A 16,811-nucleotide genomic window follows, 5' to 3' on the forward strand; every position below is an offset into this window, starting at 1 on the left:
GAATCAATCATGGCAACCGTTTTTTCAGGCATTCAGCCGAGCGGAACGTTAACACTCGGCAATTATCTAGGCGCACTGCGTCATTTTCCGCCGCTGCAGGAGGAAAATGACTGTTATTTCTGCATCGTTGATCAGCATGCTATCACGGTACCTCAAAAGAAAAAAGAACTTCGTCATAATATTAAAAGTCTCGCTGCTCTTTATCTGGCCTCCGGCATTGATCCGGAAAAGTCTGTTCTTTTCATTCAGTCCGAGGTACCCGCCCACTCCCAGCTTGCCTGGATGATGCAGGCCATATCTTACATTGGGGAACTCGAGCGTATGACACAATTTAAAGATAAATCTACCGGAAAAGATGGCGTTTCTTCGGCTTTATTGACCTATCCGCCTTTAATGGCTGCTGATATTTTATTATATGGAACAGATATTGTTCCCGTTGGTGAAGATCAAAAGCAGCACCTCGAACTGACGAGGAATTTAGCGGAACGCTTTAATAACAAGTACAACAATATTTTTACTATACCCGAAGTACAAATTGAAAAAAACGGAGCCCGCATTATGTCTCTTCAGCAGCCGGATAATAAGATGAGCAAATCCGATTCCAATCAGAAAAGCTTCATCTCTATGCTCGATGAGCCTGCTGCGATTCGAAAAAAATGCAAAAGCGCCGTAACCGACTCGGAAAATGAAGTATATTACGATCAGGTAAATAAACCCGGCGTATCAAATTTACTAACTATTTTCTCTGAGTGCTCAGGCCGCACGGTCAATGATATTGTCTCCGAATACAGACACGCAGGCTACGGAGCATTTAAAGAAGCTGTCGGAGAAGCCGTTGTTTCCGTTCTTGAGCCTATCCAGGGACGTTATCACGATTTAATGACTTCATCGGAACTGGATAGCATTTTAGATAACGGGGCTGAACGGGCAAATGCCCGTGCCATCAAAATGCTGACCAAAGCGGAACGGGCTATGGGCCTCGGCCGCAAATAAAAAGGACAAGCCTGGGACTTCCAGGTTTGTCCTTTTTAATATCCGTTTCGTTTCTTCCATACTTTGCCCACAAATAAAAAGGCGGCAAACGTTCCAAAAAAATAGATGGCTGTAAAAATCTGCATGACTAAATAAGCAAAACCTTCCATTATTAAGCCCCTTTCCTATATGTACCTAATTTCAGTATAATCGAGCATCTTATAGTTGTAAACGCATTCTTTGTGATTAGTTTTCATTTGCCGCTATTCATCCTATACTATATGTATGTCATATCATATAGGTGAGGTCATGGAAACCAGCCGGGAACGAAAACAGGAATATTATTACCGGAAATTATCCGAATACGACAATCTGGTCACAGAAATTAATCAGCTTTCCCGAGAGCTCGGCAATGAAACGCTGCTGACTCATCTGCGCTTATACAAGGAGCAGAAAGACCAGATAGAAGACATTATGTCATACTTCGATAAGGTCGGCATGCAGCCGGAGAAAAACTCAGCAGAGTCCATTCTCTCCCTGGGCCTGCTTGAGCTTCATAAATCATTAATGGATATTAAAGGCACAAGAAGGTAGGAGTGGATCTGATGGAAGTAATTTTAACCCATAATAAAAGCGACTTTGATGCTCTTGCTTCTTCCGTTGCCGCCAAAAAACTTCACCCGGATGCTCTCGTTATTCTTCATGATGATATTCAGGAAAATGTTCGTCATTACCTGGCTATATACCGGGATCATTTTTCTTTTATTAAACGATCCGATGTCGACTGGCGCAACGTTACCACTTGTATTTTAACTGACACACAGGGTGCCGAGGAAACATCAATGCTCTCAGAGCAGGCGTCTGTTATCATTTATGATCATCATCCTCCTCCGAAAAAGAAACAGAAAAATCATGAATATGTTATGGAGGCGACGGGATCAGCGACTTCTATTCTCGTTAACCGTATCAAAGAAAAGCAGCTTGACATTACAAGTGAAGAAGCTACTTTGTTCGGCCTTGGCATTTATGCGGACACCGGCTCCTTTATGTTTTCCCATACGTCCAAAAAAGACTTGCAGGCTGCGCTTTATTTAATGGATTACGGCATGAACCTGGAGATTATCCGCCAATTTAATGAAGAAACATTAAATAAAAAACAACAGAAGCTCTTTCACCAGCTGCTGTCCCAACAGGAAACAATGGAACACAACGGCGTTCGTATTACGATCTGCCGGATTTCTGTGCGCCAGCTGGAAGGACAGCTTAATACCGTTACGGAAAAACTTCTGGAAATGATCAATACGGATGCCGTAATCACGCTTGTGCATACAAAAAACAAATCGTTTATCGTCGGACGTTCCCGCACCCGGCGCTTTTCCATTCTTTCGCTCGTCAAACCATTCGGCGGCAGCGGCCACCTCGGTGCCGCCGGGCTTTCCCTGCACGGAGAACCTGAATCCATATATGAACAGCTGTGCAGCGTTATACCAGAATGTATGGAACCCAGCGCTTCTGCCCGTTCGATCATGACACGGCCTGTTAAAACCGTTACGCCGGATACGAGTGTGGAGGACGCCTACAACTTAATGCTTCGATTCGGCCATAACGGGTTCCCCGTCGTTAATGATAAAGAGGAGCTGGAAGGCATCATTTCCAGAAGGGATCTCGATAAAGCAATGCAGCACAAGCTCGCCCATGCTCCCGTTAAAGGATACATGAGCTCCAACCCTTACTACGCTGCAGAAACGGACTCCATTGAATACATTCAGAAACTGATGATTCAGCATAACATCGGCCGGGTACCGGTATTTGGCGATGCCGGCAAAATTACGGGCATTATTTCAAGAACCGACATGATTGATTGGATGCAGCAGGATACTGCCTACGCTGTACAAAAAAAGAAAAATATTGCAACATACATTAAACAGTACTTACAGCCGGCAATTGCTTCCCTTTTGGAGGAAATCGGTTCAAAAGCAGAAAAGGAAGGTCTTCGTGCTTATATAACCGGCGGAATGATCCGTGACTTAATTATGGAGCGTCCGAGTGAAGATATGGATATTATTATTGAAGGAGACGCCCCATCGTTTGCCGCCGCATATGCTGAAGCAAAAAATGGAATCGTCCATGTGCACGAATCTTTCGGTACAGCAACAGTTACTCTTCCCGAGCAGATTAAAGTTGATTTTTCGAGCGCCAGAACCGAGTATTACGAACGACCGGCCTCTCTTCCCACTGTCCGCCATTCTAATATTAAAGAAGATTTATACCGCAGGGATTTTACTATTAATGCAATGGCGGCCTCTATCTGTCCCGAAACATTCGGAGACCTTCTTGATTTCTTTAATGGCTGGGAGGACATCAAAGAAAAAACCCTGCGGGTGCTTCATAATCTCAGCTATGTTGAAGACCCTACCCGTATTCTCCGCGGCCTCCGCTTTGAATACCGGCTTTCTTTTCAAATGGATGCCCGCGCTGAACGTCTTGCGAAAGAAGCAGGAAGCTCTATTAAAACACTTTCCAACAGCAGAACGATTAATGAAATGAAGCTTCTTTTTAAAGAAACAGATCCTTACTTCAGCCTGGAGAGGCTTTTTGCGTTAGATGTTCTGGACGACTTTCTTCCCTATGCGTATTGGGGAACCGCCGCAGAAGAAATGCTTGAACATTGGGCAGTGCCATATTATCAGGAATCCTGGTTTCACTACCTGCTCTGCCTCTATATGGAGAAACCGGACCTGCTCGCGAAAGCTCGTTTTTTGGCTGTATCCAAAGAACAGAAACGGTTTTTAGAGTCTTTTATTTATCTATCAGGGCTGCCAAGATCTTTTTATATGCAGCGGCCCGGCACGATTCATGATGCGTTGTATTCCTATCGAAGCGAAGACCTTAAGGCAGTCATTGCTTATTTCAAATATGCCCTTGCTGACCGCTTCCTCAGTGATGCCCTGCTTGCATATCTCACAAATCGGCAGCAGCGTCTCCCGCTGCTGCGCGGGTCTGATTTGATCGAAGCCGGCCTGAAGCCTTCACGGGATTTCCGCTATTATTTATTTGAAGTGGAAAAAGCTGCTCTCAATGGAGAAATGAATACAAAAGAAGATGCCCTTCAATTTGTTACCGGCCGGCTTCATATATAAAAAAAGAAACAGGGCGGGATTCCCGTGGAAATCAAGCCCTGTACAAGTTTTTTTATTAAAATACATATATTCCGTCTTTTTTAACAACATGAAAAGAAGGAAAGCCTCATGTGGCTTTCCTTCTCTTCTGCGTTATTCTGTAAACTTCTTAAACACGATAGTGGCATTGTGGCCGCCAAAACCGAGCGAATTGCTGAGTACCGCATTTATTTCTGTTTCCTGAGCCTGGTTTGGAACATAGTTAAGATCGCAATCCGGATCAGGTTCTTCATAATTAATAGTTGGCGGGGCAGTATTTGTCTGCATCGCTTTTAAGGAGAAAATTGCTTCAATTCCTCCTGCCGCTCCAAGCAGATGCCCCGTCATTGATTTGGTAGAGCTTACGAGCAGATCATAGGCATGATCGCTGAATACGGTTTTAAGAGCCTGTGTTTCAAACTTATCATTATAAGCAGTGCTCGTTCCGTGAGCGTTCACGTAGGTAATATCTTTCGGCGTAAGGCCGGCATCTTCAATTGCCTGCGTCATTGCCCGGACCGCGCCTTCTCCTTCTGGAGCAGGAGCGGTTAGATGATACGCATCTCCTGTACCTGCGTAGCCGACAATTTCTCCGTAAATAGGCGCATTGCGCTTTTGCGCCGACTCGAGGGATTCCAGTATTAAAACTCCTGCACCTTCACCCATTACAAAACCATTCCGGTTTTTGTCGAATGGACGGGATGCACGGGCCGGATCTTCATTAGTGGAAATTGCTTTTGCAGAGCAGAATCCAGCTACTGCCATGTTCGTAATAGGCGCTTCCGCTCCGCCTGTAATCATTGCGTCCGCGTCTCCGCGCTGGATTACTTTAAACGCATCACCGATGGAGTTTGTTCCAGAGGCACAGGCCGTCACCGTACAGGAATTCAGCCCTTTGGCACCGGTAAAAATAGAAACCTGTCCGGCTGCCATATCCGGAATCATCATCGGCACAAAGAAAGGACTGACCCGCTTATAGCCTTTTTTCTGGAAGTTTAGAAACTGCTGCTCATACGTTTCCATACCGCCGATGCCTGAACCAATCCAGACGCCGATACGAGGAGCATTTTCTTCTGTAATTTCATAATTCGCATCTTCCAGAGCCATTTTTGCAGAAGCTACTGCAAACTGAGTGAAACGGTCCATTTTTCGGCTTTCTTTTTTTTCAACGTACGCTTCCATATCAAAATTCTGCACTTCTGCAGCTGTTTTCATTGGAAATTCGTCTTTATTTACACGTGTCAGCTCTCCAATACCGGAAACTCCATTAACAACGTTATTCCACGCTGTCTCTACATCATTTCCTAATGGATTGACCGTTCCTAAACCCGTTACTACTACCCGGTGTTCGCCGCTCATGTTCATCTCCCCTTTACACTTTTATCGTCCAATTATTTTCCCCAGCGTATAGCAGCCGCGCCCCAGACCAGTCCTGATCCAAAACCGACGAGGACCACTAAATCACCGTCTTTAATTTTTCCATTCTTCAATTCTTCGACCATCGCTATCGGTATAGAAGAGGACGATGTATTGCCGTATTTGTTTACCGTTACCGCCATCTTTTCTTTCGGCAGGTCCAGCCGCTCCCTTGCAGCTTCCATGATCCGGATGTTGGCCTGATGAGGAACGAGAAAATCAACATCATCTTTTGTGAGGCCTGCTTTTTTCAGAACGCTCAGAGAAGATTCTCCCATTTGGCGTACCGCGAATTTAAATACTTCCCGGCCGTTCATAATCATCTGGGGATCCTGGCGGATATGCATCGCCCCGGCTCCATCTGCTCCAAGTTCAATAGCCAGTACTCCTTTATCATCAGATACAGGTCCCATCACTACAGCTCCTGCACCGTCTCCAAAAAGTACAGCCGTATTGCGGTCTGTCATATCCGTAATTTTAGTCAGCTTTTCTACTCCGACTACGAGAATATGTTTGTAGGTTTCTGTCTTAATATACTGCTCGGCTACAGACATTCCGTAAATAAACCCGGCACAGGCAGCACTAATATCCATTGCTGCTGCGTTTACCGCTCCCAGTCTTGTCTGGATCAACGCTGAAACAGAAGGAAATGGATAGTCCGGTGTCACGGTAGCTACAAGAATCAGGTCAATATCTTCTCCGGTCAGGCCGGCATCATCCATTGCTTCTTTCGCTGAATGATAAGCCATATCGGACGTGTCTACATCATCTGGAGCAAAAATTCTGCTTTCAATGCCTGTTCGCGTTCGAATCCACTCATCACTTGTATCCAGCGTTTTTTCGAAGTCAAAATTTGTTACTTCCCGGCCTTCCGTATAGCTTCCAATTCCTAAAATTCCTGCATTTCTCATATATTATCTCTCCTCGGCAGGCATTCGTCGGAATTCCTGCAGGTTATACTTAATTATAGTACCTGGTTCTAATTTTAATCCATTTTTTATGTTCTGTCTATTTATTAAGGAAGGTTCCGCTTATTTATTTTCTTTGGCGTCCTCGTAGCCCATTTCATATGCTTCGCTCATTACCTGCATAAGCATTTCGAGAGCCGGCTGTAAATCGTGCATATCCAGTTCAATCCCTTTATTATTCAGAAAAGACTGGCCCTCCTGTACATGTCTCATTGCTACTTCCATAAAACGCATATTCAATTCCTGATCCATACTATTCCTCCTAATGTAATTACGCTGTGTATTTTCTGTAAAGAAATTCTGTACTAAGCCCCAGGGCAATGGCCAATATAACGGAAAGGCCTTCATTTATTCCCAATACTACGTCAAAAAGGATAAAGGCGCCAAAAGTAACCGCACAGAAAAGGACTGCTCCTGTAATAATCTTTCGTACAACCATTGTTTCACCTGCTTCTGTATCGGACTCTTCATCCTGTACTCTTCCATTTTAGCGAATCCCGTTCGGAAAGCAAAGCACCATTTTCAATCACTGCTCTTCTTAACTGCTGCAGAACGAAATAAAAAGAGCCCAATTTGAAAAAAATGGGCTCTTTTTTATACGAATCAGCCGATGACTGCTTCCAATACTGCTTTTTGTGCATGAAGACGATTTTCAGCTTCATCATAAATAACAGAATGAGGGCCATCGATGATTTCTGCTGATACCTCTTCTCCACGGTGGGCCGGAAGGCAGTGTAAAAAGATATAGTCGTTGGCAGCATGACTCATCAATTCTTCATTTATTTGAAATCCTTTAAAATCATTTAACCGCTTATCCTGCTCCGCTTCGCTTCCCATACTCGTCCACACGTCCGTGTACACTACATCTGCTTTAAAAGCAGCCTCTGCCGGATCGTTCGTGCAGGTTACTATCGTGCCCATTTCCAGAGCAAGCTCCTCGATCTTCCGCCACACTTCTGCATCCGGCTCATAGCCTTCAGGTACCGCTAAAGATGCATCCATACCGAGTTTCGTGCAGGCAATGATCCAAGAATGGGCTACGTTATTTCCATCCCCTATGAAACACGCTTTTAGTCCATCCCATGTGCCTTTGTGCTCTTTCACCGTCAGCAGGTCTGCCAGGGCCTGACATGGGTGATACAGATCAGTGAGTGCATTAATAATAGGAATGTCCGCATATTCTGCAAGCTCTTCCACTTTTTCGTGGGAATTGGTGCGGATCATAATAGCATCCACGTAACGTGACAACACCTTTGCCGTGTCACGCAGCGATTCACCGCGGCCAATCTGCAGATCTCTCGGGCTCAGGAATAATGCATGTCCGCCAAGCTGAGTCATTCCTACTTCAAAGGAAACCCGTGTCCGTGTTGATGCATTTTCAAAAATCATACCAAGGGACCTTCCTGCCAGTGTAGTCGACAGCTTTCCTTCTTTTTGTTCTGTTTTCAATGTCTCTGCTCTTGCCAGCAGATATTTTATTTCATCCGGTGAATAATCAAAAAGCGTAAGAAGATCTTTATTTTTTAATGTGGCAGCTATTGAAGCTGCAGCCTCTGCATTCATTTTACAACACCCCTTTTCCAATCGGATTTGTTTCTCCTGCAAGCAGTTCCTGTATGGACAATGGTTCCTGAGCGGCATGCCCCATTGCTTCTACCATCACTTCCAGGGTTCTTGCATTCGTAATAATTGTTTTTCTTTGCTTCAGCGCTTCCCGGCGTTTATCTTTCCCATTTTTGAAGCCGGTTTTCGGCAGGCTGATATAAGCGACTGCGTCTTCCTGCAGGACCCACTTATTAAAAGACGAAGCTTCTTTCTCAAACACGAGGCTGCAGCCCTTGGCTTTTAATTTCTCCAGGGAGGCAATGCAGGCCGGAAGCTGGCTGTCCTCAATATCACAGTACACGCTGCCTTTTTGTTTAAATAAAAGCGGAATCTGACTTTCCGACCAGGCAAACGCCTTGTTGCAGGCTTCTTTCACCGTCGGAGCAATGCTGATTAATTCCCCCGTCGATTTCATATCTGCTTCCAGAATAGGATCAAGACCAGGCAGCTTGTCATTTGAAAATACAGGTGCTTTCACCGTATAGTAGGAGGTTTCCTGCTCAAGTCCTGTTTTTCCTCCGGTCCATTCTTTCAGCGGATGTCCAAGAAGCAGATGCACTGCGCCGTCGATCATCTGCACTCCGGTCACTTTTGAAAACACAGGAACGGTTCTGGAGGCACGCGGATTGATTTCAATCACATAAAGTGTATTTTTGTCATACACAAATTGAATGTTAAAGATTCCTTTAAAGTCAATGGAACGGGCAATCTTCTGGGCATGTTCTACGACTAATTCTTTCACTTCCCCGCTGATAGAAAATGGAGGTGTTACCGCCATGGAATCCCCGGAGTGAATACCGGCTTCTTCCACGTGTTCAAATATTCCCGGGATGTATATATCTTCTCCATCTGTTAAAACGTCTACTTCCAGTTCTATGCCGGGCAGATAAGAATCAATAAGAATAGGGTATTCAATCGTCTGTGCTTCTTCATTCAAATAAGCGGTCAATTCCTCCGCTTTCGTCAGGATCGTCATGCCCTGTCCGCCGATTACATATGACGGACGCAGAAGCACTGGAAAGCCGACGGACGCTGCTTTTTTTATCACATCTGCTTTGTTCTCCCCTGTTACTCCGGGAATATGAGGAACGCCTGCTTCCTGCATCAGCTCATAAAACCGTCCTCTATCTTCCAGCTTGTCAATCGTGTCAAAGGAAGTGCCGAGAATAGTCATGCCGGCTTTTTCCAGCTCTTCGGTTAACGAGATGCCGGTCTGGCCTCCCAGCTGTACAATCACCTTATCTGTCTGTTCCTCTGCCGCTACATGCAGCACGTCTTCCAACGAGATAGGCTCAAAATACAAGTGATCCGCCATTTCAAAATCGGTACTGACTGTTTCAGGATTATTATTGATGATTACCGCTTCATAGCCCGCTTCTTTTAAAGCTCGTGCGCCGTGAACCGAGCAGTAATCAAATTCAATTCCCTGCCCGATACGGATCGGGCCGGATCCCAGAATGATCACTTTATTGTCTTTCTTTTCGGGCTGTCTATCACTGCGGCTGTACCAGCTCGAGTAATAGTAAGGCGTTTCCGCTGTGAATTCTGCGGCACATGTATCTACCATGTGATAAGTAGGCAGTACGCCCCAGCTTTTGCGCTGCTCATAAATGTCGAGTGGCGCACAGTTCCACTGGCGGCTCATCCAGCTGTCGGTAAAACCTTTTTTCTTAAAGGCCAGCAGCTGTTTTTTGTCGATATTCTGCCACTCGGTCTGCTTAATCTGTGCTTCCAGATCGATCAGTTGTTTAAACGAACGCAGGAAAAACAAATCGATATTGGTCTTTTGATGAATCGAGTCGATCGTTTCTCCATGACGAAGCAGTTCCATAATAATAAAGAATCGCTCATCTGTCTGTTCATGCAGTTTTGTATATAACGTTTCTGTATCCAGCCCTTGTAATACCGGCATTGACAGGCCGTCCAGTTTAATTTCAAGAGACCGGACTGCTTTTTGCAGCGCCGCTTCAAGATTTCGTTCGATAGCCATTACTTCTCCCGTTGCTTTCATCTGGGTTCCCAGACTGCGGTCGGCATAGGCGAATTTATCAAACGGCCAGCGCGGAAATTTCACTACTACATAATCCAAAGCAGGTTCAAAACTTGCATACGTATGTCCTGTTACTGGATTAATCAGTTCATGCAGGTGATAGCCGACGCTGATTTTGGCAGCCATCCTTGCAATAGGATAGCCTGTTGCTTTGGATGCAAGCGCGGAAGAACGGCTTACCCGTGGATTCACTTCAATCAGGTAGTACTGCTTGCTGTCCGGATCCAGCGCAAACTGAATGTTACAGCCGCCGACGATTCCAAGTGCCCGAATGACTTTCAGTGAAGAAGCTCTAAGCATTTGATACTCTACATCCGTCAGCGTCTGGGAAGGAGCCACGACGATGGAATCCCCTGTGTGAACTCCTACCGGGTCAATATTTTCCATATTACATACCGTGATGCACGTATCATTGGCGTCCCGCATCACTTCATATTCTACTTCTTTGAAACCGGCAATGCTTTTTTCTACCAGACATTGGTGAATCGGACTTGCTTCCAGGCCGCCCGAAGCTATATAGGCAAGTTCCTCTTTATCCGAAGCAATTCCGCCCCCGCCTCCGCCAAGCGTATAGGCAGGCCGTACAATGATTGGATAGCCAATCTCGTCAGCAAAGTCCAAAGCTTCCTGTACGGTAGAAACGATCGTGCTTTCCGGCACCGGCTCGTCGAGTTTATGCATAAGAGAACGAAATTCCTCTCTGTCCTCTCCCTGCTTAATCGAAGCAACTGACGTACCGAGCATCTTCACGTCGTACTTTTCCAGTATAGACTGCTCATCCAGTGCCAGAGCGAGGTTAAGGCCGGTCTGCCCTCCAAGTGTTGCAAGAAATCCGTCAGGCTTCTCTTTTTGAATAATTCGTTCCACTGATTCAACGGTTAACGGCTCAAAATATACTTTATCAGCACAGAAATCGTCTGTCATCACGGTGGCCGGATTATTGTTAATTAAAATAACTTCGATTCCTTCTTCTTTTAAGGCAAGACAGGCCTGTGTGCCTGAATAATCAAATTCTGCTGCCTGGCCGATAATGATCGGACCTGATCCGATCACTACAACCTTCTTGATGTTTTCCTGCTTAGGCATAGGATTTTTCGCTCCCTTTAGTCTGAAGGACTTCCACAAATGCATCAAAAATTTCTTCACTGTCTGCCGGGCCCGGGTGGGCTTCCGGATGAAACTGCGCGGTAATGATAGTGTGCGATTTATGGGAGAGCCCTTCAATAGACCCGTCATTAATATTTTTGTATTTTACAATGAATTCATTTGTATCAATCGTGTTTTCCTTTACCACATAGCTGTGGTTCTGAGACGTCATGAATACTTTTTTTGAGTCCATATCCTGTACAGGCTGATTTGCTCCCCGGTGGCCGAAACGGAGTTTTTCAGTGTCCGCCCCAAAAGCGAGTGCCAGCAGCTGATGGCCAAGACAAATGCCAAGTGTCGGATATGATTCTGCCAGTGCTTTATAATGAGGGAGGTATTTAGCCACCTGCTTTGGATTTCCCGGTCCGTTGGAAAATAACAGGCCGTCCGGCGCAAGCTTTTTTATGTCATCGGCTGATGTATCAAAAGGGACTACCGTTACCCTGCAGTCTCTTTCATTAAGACGCTTAACCATAGAACGCTTGTAGCCGAAATCCACTAATACCACATGGTAATGTCCTTCTCCAAATGATTCTGACTGAGTGACCGAGACGTCATCCATAACCATTTTATCTCCGAGAGGTTCATATGTCATTTCCTGGATTTTAACCGGATGTTCTGCCAATACGGCTCCCATATCCCCTTTTTCACGGATACTCTGCACAAGCGCTCTTGTATCCACTCCGCTGATAACAGGAATGCCTGCTTTTGCTGCTGCTTCGGAGAATGTCATTTCGGATTCGTAATGCGTGGCTTCTGCAGAAGCCGTGCTAACGACAATACCGGCCGGTTGAGGATGGATACTTTCATTATCTGTTATATTAATACCGTAATTTCCAATCAGTGGATACGTAAAGACAACAATTTGTCCATAGAAGGAAGGATCGGTCAGCACCTCCTGGTATCCGGTCATTCCTGTAAAAAAGACAATTTCTCCATACGTTCTGCCATTAAAGCCTTCCGGTAGTTCTCCTTCAAATATTTCGCCGTTTTCCAACGTAATATGTCCCTGCATGCTCTCCATCCTCCTTTTTTCTTTTAATTATTATTTAACACGGATGCGATAGCAGCTACCGCCTGCTGCAGTTCTTCTTTGGTTATCGTAAGCGGCGGAAGCAGTCTGATAACGTTGGGTCCCGCTCCTATCATAAGAACTCCCTGCTTTTGAATATTCATAATATATCCGGCTGCTGGTTCATGAAGTTCTATTCCAACCATCAGCCCTTTTCCACGGATTTCTTTTACTTTGTCGGAGTGGCCGAGTTTCTTTTCCAGCTCCTCCATCAAGAAGGCTCCTTTTTCCGCTGCCTGTCCGGTAATATCTTCTGCCAGCACTGTTTCCAGCGTAGCCTGAGCCGCAGCCATAGCTAACGGATTTCCTCCAAACGTCGTTCCATGCGTACCAGGTCCAAAAGCTGATTCCAAATACTTCTTTCCAATAATAGCTCCTACCGGGAAACCATTCCCCAGTCCTTTGGCAGCAACTATAATGTCAGGAGAAACCCCTGCATGCTCGTAGGCGAAAAAGGCTCCGGTTCTGCCGATACCAGTCTGGACTTCATCTACTACGAATAACGCTCCATTTTTTTTACAAAGCGATTCTACCGCCTGCAGGAATTCGGAAGAAGCGGGGACAACCCCTCCTTCTCCTTGTATCGGCTCCACCATAACGGCCGCCGTATCCTCATCGATGGCACTCTCCAGTTCATTCACATCGTTATACGGCAGGTATTCAAACCCTTGAAGCATAGGACCGAAACCTTGATGAATACTCTCTTGGCCGGTGGCTGCCATACTTCCTAACGTTCGGCCGTGAAAAGACTGGACAAAGCTGATGATTTTCGTACGTCCCGTATATTTTCTGGACAGCTTTATGGCTGCTTCATTGGCTTCTGTGCCGCTGTTTGCAAAAAACACAATATCTCCGGATGACTGTTCTGTCAGAAGCTGTGCTGTTTTTTCCTGACCCTCATATTGAAAAAAGTTGGATGCATGCCAGCCTTTGTGCAGCTGCTCCTCTACGCTTTTTAAAACGGCAGGGTGCTTGTGGCCTAAGTTAACCACACCAATTCCTGCCATACAGTCCAGATAAGTCTGGCCGTTGGAAGCTGTGATATAAGATCCTTCTGCTGACTCAAAGGTGAGCTCCCATTTTTTATACGTAGGAAACAGGGTGCTTTCTTCGTTTGTCTGTTTTGTCTGCTGCGGGTTCATAATAAGCCTCCTTTGATCAGCTGTTCAGCTGGTTTTTTACGATCGTTGTGCCATCAATAAACCCTTCGGATGTGGTACGTTCTCCATGAGCTCCGGCAATAACGACTTCTTTTATATTACCTTTCAAGCCTGCCAGCGCTGCTTTTACTTTTGGAACCATCCCTCCGTAGATCACACCGCTCTGAATTAATTCTTCTATCTTTTCCTCGTTCATTTCCTGGATCAGTTCGTTATTAACATAAACTCCGTTTACGTCTGTAATAAATAAGAGCTGTGATGCGTTCATGGCTGTTGCTATGGAGGAAGCTGCACTGTCGGCATTTACGTTCAACCTGCCTCCATTGCCATCTGCAGCAATTGGAGCAATGACTGGAATGGCTCCCCATTCTATTACTACATCCAACAGAGATGTCTCCACTTTCTTTATTTCTCCTACAAGCCCCAGCTTTTCTTCGTTTATACTATCGGCAAGCAGCAACTCTCCGTCGACACCTGAAAGCCCAACAGCTTTTATGCCCGTTTTCTGAATTTCTGATACTAAATGTTTATTCATTTTTCCTGACAGTATCATTTCTGCCGTATCCAGAACCGGTTCGGTCGTTTTTCGAAGTCCGTCCACAAATTCCGACTGAATATCCAGTTTCTCCAGCATCGCATTAATAGCAGGGCCTCCGCCGTGAACAATAATTGGATACAGTCCGCTGTCTTTCATGGATTTTAAGGATTCAAAAAACGCCGGTGTTAAATCTGATGCTGTAGATCCGCCGCATTTAACGATAACTACTTCTCTCATGATGGTCTCCTTTATGTTCGGTATCCGGCATTAATTCTGACATATTCATAGGTCAGATCGCATCCCCATGCTTTTCCTGCAGCGGTTCCGACGTGCAGATCTACAAATATTTGTACAGTATCCTGTTCGAGATAACGCTTGGCGTTTTCTTCCGAAAACACAACAGGTGTACTGTTTTTAAGTGTTTGAATCGTACCTAATGATATATCTATTGTGTCTGGATTTAAATCGATTTCGCTGTATCCAAGCGCTACAATAATTCTGCCCCAGTTCGCATCTGTTCCGTATACGGCTGTTTTCACCAAGTCTGATCCGGCGATTTGTTTAGCCGCTTTTCCCGCTTCTTCTTCGCTTTTCGCGCCGCGCACATTCACTTCAATTAGTTTAGTGGCGCCTTCCCCATCGCGTGCAATTTTCTTGGAGAGGTCTTCACTCGTTTTGCAGAGCGCTTCTATAAAAGTGCCCCATTGGCTGTGTCCGGGGTGCAGTGCCTGATTATCTGCCTGGCCGCTTGCCATGACGACTACCATATCATTGGTGGAAGTGTCACCGTCTACGGTAATACGGTTAAACGTCTGATCGGTTACTTCTGAGAGCGCCGCCTGGAGATACTGCGGCTCTATATTGGCGTCTGTTGTTACAAAGCCAAGCATTGTAGCCATGTTCGGATTAATCATGCCGGAACCTTTAGCAACTCCCCCGAACGTAACAGTTTTTCCATCGATTTCTGTTTGATAGCAGCTGTGTTTTTTTACGAGGTCGGTTGTCATAATTGCTTCATTAAATGCATCTGCGGAAGAAAACGCTCCCTGCGGCTTTAACTGATGGATACCAGGAATAATTTTTTCCATATCAAGCTTTTCCCCAATAACTCCCGTTGAAGTGACAGCTACACGGTTCACCGGAATCCCCAGCGCCCGGGCGCCTTCTTCTCTCATTTTATAGGCGTCGCGCATTCCTTCCTCTCCAGTACAGGAATTGGCATTTCCACTGTTAACAATAATGGCCTGCAGCAGACCTTCTTCGGCAATGCTTTCTTTCGTTACATAGAGAGGAGCCGCCTGTATTTTATTTAACGTATACACACCGGCGCTCGCGGCCGGGGTTTCACAATATATGATGCCCAGATCCCGGCGCTTTTTCTTCACACCGCTGTGCAGCCCGTCCGCTTTAAACCCTTTCGGCGAAACAATGCTTCCTTCGTCCAATTTTATAATTTTTTCTGTTGAAGAAGCCGTATCCATTTTGTTCTCTCCTTTTTTGTTCAAAGCTTACGGAAAGACCGGGAGGCCGGTTAATCCTGCTGTTTCTTCCAGACCGAACATAATATTCATGTTCTGTACCGCCTGTCCCGATGCACCTTTAACTAAATTATCTATAACCGAAACGATAGTCAGCCGTTTTGTTCTTTCATCATATACCCAGCCAATATCACAAAAGTTACTCGCATTCACTTCTCTTGTAGAAGGCATTTGTTTATGCGGTCTGACCCGGACAAAAGGGGTATCTTTATACGTCGACTCCATTATTTCTTTTATCTTTTGTTCGTCAAATCCTTCCGGTACCGTGGCATACATGGTTGCCATCATCCCTCTGGTCATCGGGACCAGATGAGTGCTGAGTGTAATAGTAACTTCTTCATTTAAAAATCCAGCCAGTTCCTGTTCAATTTCCGGAATGTGTTTATGCTCATTTACTTTGTATATTTTTAAATTGTCATTCATTTCGCTGTAGTGTGTCATAGCCGACGCTGAACGTCCTGCTCCCGTCGTACCGGACTTGGCATCAATAATAATCGTACTTGGCTCAACAGCACCTGACTTGACGAGCGGAATCATGCCAAGCAGAACAGCCGTCGGATAACAGCCGGGGTTGGCTATAACCTGCGCTTCTTTGATCTGGCTGCGGTTCCACTCGCTCAAGCCGTAGACTGCTTTGTCGAGAACGTCCTGTGAAGCCGTTCCGCGTCCGTACCATTTTTCGTATGCTGCAGGATCGTTTATCCGCAGGTCTCCGGACAAGTCGATCACCTTTGCTGCGGCTGAAAGCCTGCTGCTCCATTCAGCGGAAACACCTGGAGGGGTGGAAAGAAATATAACATCAAACCCCTGCAGCGCCTCTATCGATATATCCTGGAGGCTTTCAAAAAATCGTTCACTTATATGAGGATAGCTGTCTGTCATTTTCACTCCCTGCTGGGAAGAAGAAAAAACAGCTATTTGTGTAACATCAGGATGATTGGAAAGCAGGCGGATCAATTCTATGCCGCCGTAGCCGGTAGCGCCGATAATAGCAGTTTTCATAAATTTGCACCTCGTTTTATCTTTATACATTTTCTTGTATCTTTTATTATAGATGTGAATATATATTAATGCAACTGTATTTTTATATTAACCCTTCGTTAATTGATTTCACTTGACTTTCTCCGTTTTACAGAGTTTTTTTACACGTTATCTTTCTTAATTTCTTTTATTCGCTTATACATATAT

At 45.3% G+C, this 16,811-nt stretch carries 14 protein-coding genes; 3 read left to right on the forward strand and 11 right to left on the reverse strand.

From position 1 onward, the window contains the following. Positions 1-9: 9 nt before the first annotated feature. From trpS to AC5W14_RS02230, 3 genes are all read left to right on the forward strand, one after another. Complete coding sequence (trpS, locus tag AC5W14_RS02220; protein ID WP_496193598.1) at positions 10-993, forward strand: tryptophan--tRNA ligase; 984 nt, start codon at positions 10-12, stop codon at positions 991-993. A gap of 288 nt (positions 994-1,281) precedes the next feature. After that, entirely contained in the window at positions 1,282-1,566 is a 285-nt protein-coding gene (locus AC5W14_RS02225; RefSeq protein WP_496059229.1) for a hypothetical protein, read from the forward strand. An 11-nt stretch (positions 1,567-1,577) separates the two neighbouring features. After that, positions 1,578-4,112, forward strand: a complete 2,535-nt coding sequence (locus AC5W14_RS02230; RefSeq protein WP_496193599.1) for a CBS domain-containing protein — start codon at positions 1,578-1,580, stop codon at positions 4,110-4,112. A 132-nt stretch (positions 4,113-4,244) separates the two neighbouring features. On the opposite strand, the gene fabF is transcribed toward AC5W14_RS02230, so the two are convergent. The 11 genes from fabF to argC all read right to left on the reverse strand — a co-directional run bounded on the left by fabF (position 4,245) and on the right by argC (position 16,625). Then, complete coding sequence (fabF, locus tag AC5W14_RS02235; protein WP_496193600.1) at positions 4,245-5,489, reverse strand: beta-ketoacyl-ACP synthase II; 1,245 nt, start codon at positions 5,487-5,489, stop codon at positions 4,245-4,247. A 32-nt stretch (positions 5,490-5,521) separates the two neighbouring features. Next, positions 5,522-6,457 carry a beta-ketoacyl-ACP synthase III gene (locus tag AC5W14_RS02240; protein ID WP_496059226.1) on the reverse strand — a complete coding sequence of 312 codons (936 nt, stop codon included), beginning with the start codon at positions 6,455-6,457 and terminating at the stop codon, positions 5,522-5,524. A gap of 120 nt (positions 6,458-6,577) precedes the next feature. Continuing rightward, entirely contained in the window at positions 6,578-6,766 is a 189-nt protein-coding gene (locus AC5W14_RS02245; protein ID WP_120192467.1) for a ComZ family protein, read from the reverse strand. Between the two features lie 19 nt (positions 6,767-6,785). Further along, positions 6,786-6,953 carry a hypothetical protein gene (locus AC5W14_RS02250; RefSeq protein WP_496193601.1) on the reverse strand — a complete coding sequence of 56 codons (168 nt, stop codon included), beginning with the start codon at positions 6,951-6,953 and terminating at the stop codon, positions 6,786-6,788. A 164-nt stretch (positions 6,954-7,117) separates the two neighbouring features. Further along, on the reverse strand, positions 7,118-8,077 hold the full coding sequence (gene argF, locus AC5W14_RS02255; RefSeq protein ID WP_496059224.1) for an ornithine carbamoyltransferase: 960 nt from the start codon (positions 8,075-8,077) through the stop codon (positions 7,118-7,120). Between the two features lies 1 nt (position 8,078). Beyond that, a complete protein-coding gene (gene carB, locus AC5W14_RS02260) occupies positions 8,079-11,255 on the reverse strand; it encodes a carbamoyl-phosphate synthase (glutamine-hydrolyzing) large subunit (protein ID WP_496193602.1) in 3,177 nt (1,058 codons plus the stop codon). Further along, positions 11,248-12,330, reverse strand: coding sequence for a carbamoyl phosphate synthase small subunit (locus AC5W14_RS02265; protein ID WP_496193603.1), 1,083 nt, complete (start codon positions 12,328-12,330; stop codon positions 11,248-11,250). Before AC5W14_RS02265 ends, carB begins: the two co-directional genes overlap by 8 nt. A 23-nt stretch (positions 12,331-12,353) precedes the next feature. Further along, positions 12,354-13,529 carry an acetylornithine transaminase gene (gene argD / locus AC5W14_RS02270; RefSeq protein ID WP_496059221.1) on the reverse strand — a complete coding sequence of 392 codons (1,176 nt, stop codon included), beginning with the start codon at positions 13,527-13,529 and terminating at the stop codon, positions 12,354-12,356. A gap of 16 nt (positions 13,530-13,545) precedes the next feature. Further along, the gene (argB, locus tag AC5W14_RS02275) at positions 13,546-14,322 is read right to left on the reverse strand and encodes an acetylglutamate kinase (protein WP_496193604.1); all 777 of its coding nucleotides are present in this window, start codon (positions 14,320-14,322) and stop codon (positions 13,546-13,548) included. An 11-nt stretch (positions 14,323-14,333) separates the two neighbouring features. Next, complete coding sequence (argJ, locus tag AC5W14_RS02280; protein ID WP_496059219.1) at positions 14,334-15,566, reverse strand: bifunctional ornithine acetyltransferase/N-acetylglutamate synthase; 1,233 nt, start codon at positions 15,564-15,566, stop codon at positions 14,334-14,336. Positions 15,567-15,593: 27 nt separating this feature from the next. Next, positions 15,594-16,625, reverse strand: coding sequence for an N-acetyl-gamma-glutamyl-phosphate reductase (gene argC / locus AC5W14_RS02285; protein ID WP_496193605.1), 1,032 nt, complete (start codon positions 16,623-16,625; stop codon positions 15,594-15,596). Positions 16,626-16,811: the final 186 nt, after the last annotated feature.

Source organism: Sinobaca sp. TMA16-18, assembly GCF_059510535.1.

Excerpts from the sequence above, each read along its gene's own strand:
- trpS (WP_496193598.1), top strand. The coding sequence starts at position 10 with ATGGCAACCGTTTTTTCAGGCATTCAGCCGAGCGGAACGTTAACACTC.
- AC5W14_RS02225 (WP_496059229.1), top strand. The coding sequence starts at position 1,282 with ATGGAAACCAGCCGGGAACGAAAACAGGAATATTATTACCGGAAATTA.
- AC5W14_RS02230 (WP_496193599.1), top strand. The coding sequence starts at position 1,578 with ATGGAAGTAATTTTAACCCATAATAAAAGCGACTTTGATGCTCTTGCT.
- fabF (WP_496193600.1), bottom strand. The coding sequence starts at position 5,489 with ATGAGCGGCGAACACCGGGTAGTAGTAACGGGTTTAGGAACGGTCAAT.
- AC5W14_RS02240 (WP_496059226.1), bottom strand. The coding sequence starts at position 6,457 with ATGAGAAATGCAGGAATTTTAGGAATTGGAAGCTATACGGAAGGCCGG.
- AC5W14_RS02245 (WP_120192467.1), bottom strand. The coding sequence starts at position 6,766 with ATGGATCAGGAATTGAATATGCGTTTTATGGAAGTAGCAATGAGACAT.
- AC5W14_RS02250 (WP_496193601.1), bottom strand. The coding sequence starts at position 6,953 with ATGGTTGTACGAAAGATTATTACAGGAGCAGTCCTTTTCTGTGCGGTT.
- argF (WP_496059224.1), bottom strand. The coding sequence starts at position 8,077 with ATGAATGCAGAGGCTGCAGCTTCAATAGCTGCCACATTAAAAAATAAA.
- carB (WP_496193602.1), bottom strand. The coding sequence starts at position 11,255 with ATGCCTAAGCAGGAAAACATCAAGAAGGTTGTAGTGATCGGATCAGGT.
- AC5W14_RS02265 (WP_496193603.1), bottom strand. The coding sequence starts at position 12,330 with ATGCAGGGACATATTACGTTGGAAAACGGCGAAATATTTGAAGGAGAA.
- argD (WP_496059221.1), bottom strand. The coding sequence starts at position 13,529 with ATGAACCCGCAGCAGACAAAACAGACAAACGAAGAAAGCACCCTGTTT.
- argB (WP_496193604.1), bottom strand. The coding sequence starts at position 14,322 with ATGAGAGAAGTAGTTATCGTTAAATGCGGCGGATCTACAGCATCAGAT.
- argJ (WP_496059219.1), bottom strand. The coding sequence starts at position 15,566 with ATGGATACGGCTTCTTCAACAGAAAAAATTATAAAATTGGACGAAGGA.
- argC (WP_496193605.1), bottom strand. The coding sequence starts at position 16,625 with ATGAAAACTGCTATTATCGGCGCTACCGGCTACGGCGGCATAGAATTG.